Source organism: Rhizobium sp. NLR22b (assembly GCF_019685295.1).
Classification (GTDB): Bacteria; Pseudomonadota; Alphaproteobacteria; order Rhizobiales; family Rhizobiaceae; genus Rhizobium.
On sequence record NZ_JABDWM010000029.1, the window covers coordinates 35,937 to 42,332 of the forward strand.

3 protein-coding genes are annotated in these 6,396 nt (G+C 60.6%); 2 read left to right on the forward strand and 1 reads right to left on the reverse strand.

The genetic code is table 11. The annotated features are described in order from the left end of the window. The first annotated feature begins 339 nt into the window (after window positions 1-339). On the forward strand, window positions 340-1,071 hold the full coding sequence (locus tag HJC00_RS29980) for a DUF4167 domain-containing protein (protein ID WP_210632843.1): 732 nt from the start codon (window positions 340-342) through the stop codon (window positions 1,069-1,071). A 251-nt stretch (window positions 1,072-1,322) separates the two neighbouring features. Then, the gene (gene clpB, locus HJC00_RS29985) at window positions 1,323-3,923 is read left to right on the forward strand and encodes an ATP-dependent chaperone ClpB (protein ID WP_210632842.1); all 2,601 of its coding nucleotides are present in this window, start codon (window positions 1,323-1,325) and stop codon (window positions 3,921-3,923) included. A gap of 53 nt (window positions 3,924-3,976) precedes the next feature. On the opposite strand, the gene HJC00_RS29990 is transcribed toward clpB, so the two are convergent. Then, entirely contained in the window at window positions 3,977-5,917 is a 1,941-nt protein-coding gene (locus tag HJC00_RS29990) for a M23 family metallopeptidase (protein ID WP_221165066.1), read from the reverse strand. Between the last annotated feature and the right edge of the window lie 479 nt (window positions 5,918-6,396).

Consider the following 6,396-nt stretch of genomic DNA (forward strand, 5'->3'; position numbering starts at 1 on the left):
CGATAATTGCGGCATCGGGGCGGACATTATTGCTATTGCGAAGAAAAGGCTTGGATTTCCGAGGGAAGCAATATAGGTTGCGGGCACGTGTTGGGCAGATAGGAATGAACGAGATTCGTTCGGTACTTGGTTTGCCTCGGGGGTCCGCTCTTTTAAACGAGAGTTTCAACGGTTAAACACGACCCAACGCGTGAATCAGTCAAACTGACTTGAGAACCAAGCGGCAGGTCGGCGCAAAGGCGCAGTATGCTCGCGGCACAAAGGTCCTGACCCGGTCTTCCGGTCATGGCGGTTGGTGCCATGTATCCATCACAAACAGAGAATTCAGGTGAACGATCTATGAGGCCAGGACAGCAAAACAAGCGCGGTCGAGGGCGTGGTAACAACAATAACAATGGCGGCGGCGGCGGAAATAACAATAACAACAATTTCAACCGCAAGGGCGGCAACCCGCTGACCCGGACCTATGACAGCTCCGGCCCCGATGTGAAGATTCGCGGCACTGCACAGCATATCGCCGAGAAATATGCGCAGCTTGCCCGTGATGCCCAGAGCTCCGGCGACCGTGTGATAGCCGAGAATTATCTTCAGCACGCCGAACATTACAATCGGATCATCGCCAGCGCTCAGGCGCAGATGCAGGAGCGGTTCCAGCGCGACGATCGCAGCGACTACAATGACCGCGACGCGGCGGATCGCGACAGCGACGACATCGATACCAGCGACAATGATGGCGACGATGTCGTCGTCGTCCAGCCGCCGCAGAGCAGGCAGCATCAACCGCAGGCACAGCCAAAGCCAGCGCCGGCACCCGTTGCGGCGCCTGCCCCGGCACCCCAGCCCGAAATCATCGACGGAACCGGCCCGCAGCCGGAGATCGAAGGCATTCCCGCCGAGGTCGCCATGGACGAGGAAGGCTCTGCCGGCCAGTCACGCGAACGCCAGCCCCGTCGTCGCAGCCCCGGCAATCGTCCCCGTCGCCCGCGTCGGGGCGCAGACGGCGATGCAGCCTCCGAAGGCGAGGGGGCTTCCGCCGAGGCGCCGGTTCTGGCGGACGCCGCATCGGAATAAGGATCTGGCCGCTCCCTTCGGAGAGAGCCGGGTGCTCTGCCATCTGTTCGGATTTCCTTGGAAATCCCCGGCCTTCGTGCCGGGGATTTTCGTCTTACGGGGTCTTTAAACTCCCGGAACAGCGTACCATATTCTCCTCGACTGCTTCGCCCAAATCCCAGACGGGCCAAGCGCGGCCTGCCTTTTCAGGGGGTCGATCTCAATCATCGGTCTGCGCCTCGTAAGGGCAGGGCGATCAATGGAGGTAGAATATGAATATCGAGAAATATTCCGAGCGGGTGCGCGGTTTCATCCAGTCGGCCCAGACCTATGCGCTGGCGCAGGGTCATCAGCAATTTTCACCCGAACATGTGCTCAAAGTTCTGCTCGATGACGATCAGGGCATGGCGGCCTCGCTGATCGAGCGTGCCGGCGGCGATGCCAAGGCTGCTCGCCTTGCCAATGACGCGGTTCTTGCCAAGTTGCCGAAGATATCAGGCGGCAACGGCAACATCTATCTGGCGCAGCCGCTCGCCAAGGTGCTTTCGACCGCCGAGGAGGTGGCCAAGAAAGCCGGCGATAGTTTTGTCACGGTCGAACGTCTGCTGCAGGCGCTGGCGATCGAATCCTCGGCTTCGACCTATTCGACGCTGAAGAATGCGGGCGTGACAGCCCAAGGCCTAAACCAGGTCATCAACGATATCCGCAAGGGCCGGACGGCGGATTCCGCCAGTGCCGAGCAGGGCTTCGATTCACTGAAGAAATTCGCCCGCGACCTGACTGGCGAAGCCCGCGAGGGCAAGCTCGATCCGGTGATCGGCCGCGACGACGAGATCCGCCGCACCATCCAGGTCCTGTCGCGCCGCACCAAGAATAATCCGGTGCTGATCGGCGAGCCGGGCGTCGGCAAGACGGCGATCGTCGAAGGTCTGGCGCTGCGCATTGTCAACGGCGACGTGCCGGAATCGCTCAAGGACAAGAAGCTGATGGCGCTCGACATGGGCGCCCTGATTGCCGGCGCGAAATACCGCGGCGAATTCGAAGAGCGGCTGAAAGCGGTCCTCAATGAGGTCCAGGCGGAAAACGGCGAGATCATCCTGTTCATTGACGAGATGCACACGCTGGTCGGCGCCGGCAAGGCGGACGGAGCGATGGATGCCTCCAATCTTTTAAAGCCTGCCCTTGCCCGTGGCGAACTGCATTGCGTCGGCGCAACCACGCTCGACGAATATCGCAAACATGTCGAGAAGGATCCGGCGCTTGCCCGCCGCTTCCAGCCCGTTGTCGTCGACGAACCGACGGTCGAAGATACGATCTCGATCCTGCGCGGACTCAAGGAAAAATACGAGCAGCATCACAAGGTTCGCATCGCCGATGCGGCGCTGGTTGCGGCCGCGACGCTGTCCAACCGCTATATCACGGATCGCTTCCTGCCCGACAAGGCGATCGATCTGATGGATGAGGCCGCCGCGCGACTGCGCATGCAGGTGGATTCCAAGCCGGAAGAGCTCGATGAACTCGACCGCCGGATCATTCAGATGAAGATCGAGCGCGAGGCGCTGAAGAAGGAAACCGACGTTGCTTCCGCCGACCGGCTGAAGCGGCTGGAGACTGAACTCACCGCGCTTGAAGAGGAGGCCGACGCGCTGACGGCCCGCTGGCAGGCGGAAAAGCAGAAGCTCGGCCTTGCCGCCGATCTCAAGAAGCAGCTCGACGACGCCCGCAACGAACTGGCGATTGCCCAGCGCAAGGGTGAATTCCAGCGCGCCGGCGAGCTCACCTACGGCGTCATTCCCGATCTCGAAAAGCAGCTGGTCGAAGCCGAGAAGCAGGACGGCGAGCGCGGCGCGATGGTGCAGGAGGTGGTCAGCCCCGACAATATCGCCCATGTCGTTTCCCGCTGGACCGGCATTCCGGTCGACAAGATGCTGGAGGGGGAACGCGACAAGCTGCTTCGGATGGAAGACGAGCTGGCGAGATCGGTGATCGGCCAGGGCGATGCGGTTCAGGCCGTGTCGCGCGCCGTCCGCCGCGCCCGCGCCGGCCTGCAAGATCCGAACCGGCCGATCGGCTCGTTCATCTTCCTCGGCCCGACCGGCGTCGGCAAGACGGAGCTTACCAAGGCGCTCGCCCGCTTCCTCTTTGATGACGAAACGGCGATGGTGCGCATGGACATGTCGGAATATATGGAAAAACACTCCGTCGCCCGGCTGATCGGTGCACCTCCCGGCTATGTCGGCTATGACGAAGGCGGGGCGTTGACGGAAGCCGTGCGTCGTAGGCCCTATCAGGTCGTGCTGTTCGACGAGATCGAAAAGGCGCATCCCGACGTCTTCAACATCCTGCTGCAGGTGCTTGACGATGGGCGGCTGACGGACGGTCAGGGGCGGACGGTCGACTTCCGCAACACGATGATCATCATGACCTCGAACCTCGGGGCCGAATATCTGACCCAGCTCAGGGACGGCGACGATAGCGATACGGTTCGCGAGCAGGTGATGGACGTCGTGCGTGGGCATTTCCGGCCGGAATTCCTGAACCGCATCGATGAGATCATCCTCTTCCATCGTTTGAAGCGTGAAGAGATGGGTGCGATCGTCGACATTCAGTTGAAGCGGCTGGTGGCCTTGCTCTCCGAACGCAAGATCGTCATCGATCTCGACGAGGAAGCCCGGCACTGGCTGGCGAACAAGGGTTACGACCCGATTTACGGCGCAAGGCCGCTGAAGCGGGTGATCCAGAAGTTCGTGCAGGACCCGCTGGCCGAGCAGATCCTGTCGGGTCAGGTGCCGGACGGATCGACTGTCAAGGTGACGAACGGTTCGGACCGGTTGCAGTTCACAACGCGGCAGACGGTAAGCCAAGCGGCTTAAATTGGTTACAGGGAAATAAAATGGCGGCTTTGGCCGCCATTTTCGTCTTGAGATTACTTGCTCGCCACCTGATCCGGCGTCTGGTTGTTCAGCAGCGTATCGATACGCTTTCGCTCGTCTTCGAATTTCGCCAGCGGCTCGCCCTGCAGCGATTTGCCGCCCGGCAGGCGGATGCGCAGCGGATCTACCTTGGTGCCGTTGACGATCAGCTCGTAATGCAGGTGCGGGCCAGTGGATTCACCCGTCGTGCCGACCCAGCCGATCACCTGGCCCTGACGTATTTTCGCGCCGGGAACGACGCCTTTGGCGATGGCGCTCTGGTGATTGTAGGAGGATTCATAGCCGTTGGCATGGCGGATGATCGTCTGGTTGCCGTAGCCGCCGGAATCCCAGCCGGCTTTTTCGACCGTGCCGTTGCCGGCGGCGATGATCGCTGTGCCACGCGGTGCCGCCCAATCGACGCCGGTATGCATTCGGGCGAAACCGAGGATCGGGTGGCGGCGCATGCCAAAGCCCGATTTGAAAATGCCGTTCGGAACCGGATTGCGCAGCAGGAACTGGCGGATGCTCTTGCCGTTCTCGTCGAAATAATCGACCGTACCGTCGTCGGGATCCTGGAAACGATAGAAGCGCGTCTGCGTATCGCCGAAACGGGCGTTGACGTAGAGCAGTTCGGAATCCTCGGTCGCCTGGCCGGTGCTGTCGGCGACGGAGAAGAAGGCTTCCAGCTTATCGGTCGGTCTCAGCTGCGCCTGGAAATCGACATTGCTTGCGAGCAGCTTGATGATCAGCGCGGTCATGTCCTTGGTCATGCCATAGGAAAGGGCGGCACGATAGATGCCGTCATAGACGCGCGGCAGGTTCTGTCCGGGCGGCGGAGCCAAGGTATTGTCATCGAAGGCCGTGGCGATCGCATCCAGCATCGGCGGCTCGCTACCGGGCACATACTTGCCCTTGTCGTCGAGAGCCACGGTGACGAGATGGCGCGTGCCGCGGTAGACGCTAGCCCGGATGATCTTTGCCTGTTCGCCCTTCTGGATGATGCCGATGCGCAGCACGTCACCCTTTTCGAGATCGCTGGCGCCGAGTTGCTGCGAGATATAGTTGGCAATGCCATCGGCATATTGCTGTGGGTAGCCTGAATCCGTCAGCGCCTTGGCGATCGGTGTATCCGCGCGCACCGGAAGGACGTCGTCGGCGAATTCTTCGGTCTGCGGCGTGATTGATTCCGGCGCAGAGACCGTCATGTTCTGCTCGAGCACGCGGGCGGACAGGCCCGCGGTCAGATCGACATCGGTTTCCTCGTTGGAGAAACGACGTGGATCGACGTAGTAGAGGGCCGCGAGCTGCGTATTGCCGTCGGTCAGCACGGAGCCGTTGGAGCGGACGTTTTCCTCTACCTCCTCGAGCGACAGGCCAGAGGCCATTTTCATACCGGTCTTGGCGGTCGGGAAGGGAACGGTCTTCAGGCTGACTTCGGATTCAACGTCGGAGCCATAGAGTGCGCCGGTGCGGCTCTGCGGAGCGGGCTGCGGTTCGTCGGCGGAAAATATCGCCAGGGGATCGAAATCGGGGTAGTCCTCTGTCGTCACATGGTTGGCGGCCAGCGTCATCTTCACATGGGCGAAGGGCTGGCGGCGCACGACTTCCTTCTCGCCGTCATGGACGACGGTCGATACTTCCATGATCGCCCGATCCGAAGGTTTCGCGGCGATCGCAGGAGCGATCAGCCGGCCGCCGCGGACCACGGTCGTGTCTACATGGGCCTCTGCGGCAGCACTCGCATAGGCCTCTGCAGGGATCGCCAGCTGCTGACGGCCATCAAGTGCGGCAAATAGCGCGACGCCCATCAGAACAGACGACGTGATACCGGTGAGGAACGTGCCCGAGAGCCAGCGCAGGGAAACTTCGCGCTTGTCCGGCGCACGCCTGCCGTCGGCCAGAAGCGGAGGCTCGTTGCCCAACGAGCGGATCATCATTTTCTCCGTCATCATGGCAGTTGGGTCCGCGTCCTTACATTTGACGTCTCTGGGAGCATGTCTCGGCCATCCTGGCTGGGGCAAAAGATGTGCATATTTTGGGCACTGAAGTCAAATCGTGCACTGGAAAGGCAGCCTACCGGCGTTTGCCTGTGTGAATCATGTGTCCGTAAAGACCAGCAGATTGTGATCATGTCGGGGCGCGAGAGACGAAAGAGCGCTCTTTCCACGAAAAGTCGACGAATGTTTACTTCTCCGGCTCGGTGGAGGCGGCTCAGAATCCGGGAAATGATCGCACTGACAGGCTCCACAGAAACTTCGCCTGAAAAAACAATGACTTGAAAGAAAAATGATTTTTTTCGAAAAGGGCAGTTGACTTAGAAAAGGGGAAGGTTCTATAAGCCCACTCACTGAACGAGGGCGGCGGCGCTGCTGGCGACGAAGTCTTTCGTTCTAAAGAAACTCAAGCGGATTGGCGATTGCTGGTTTGTGTT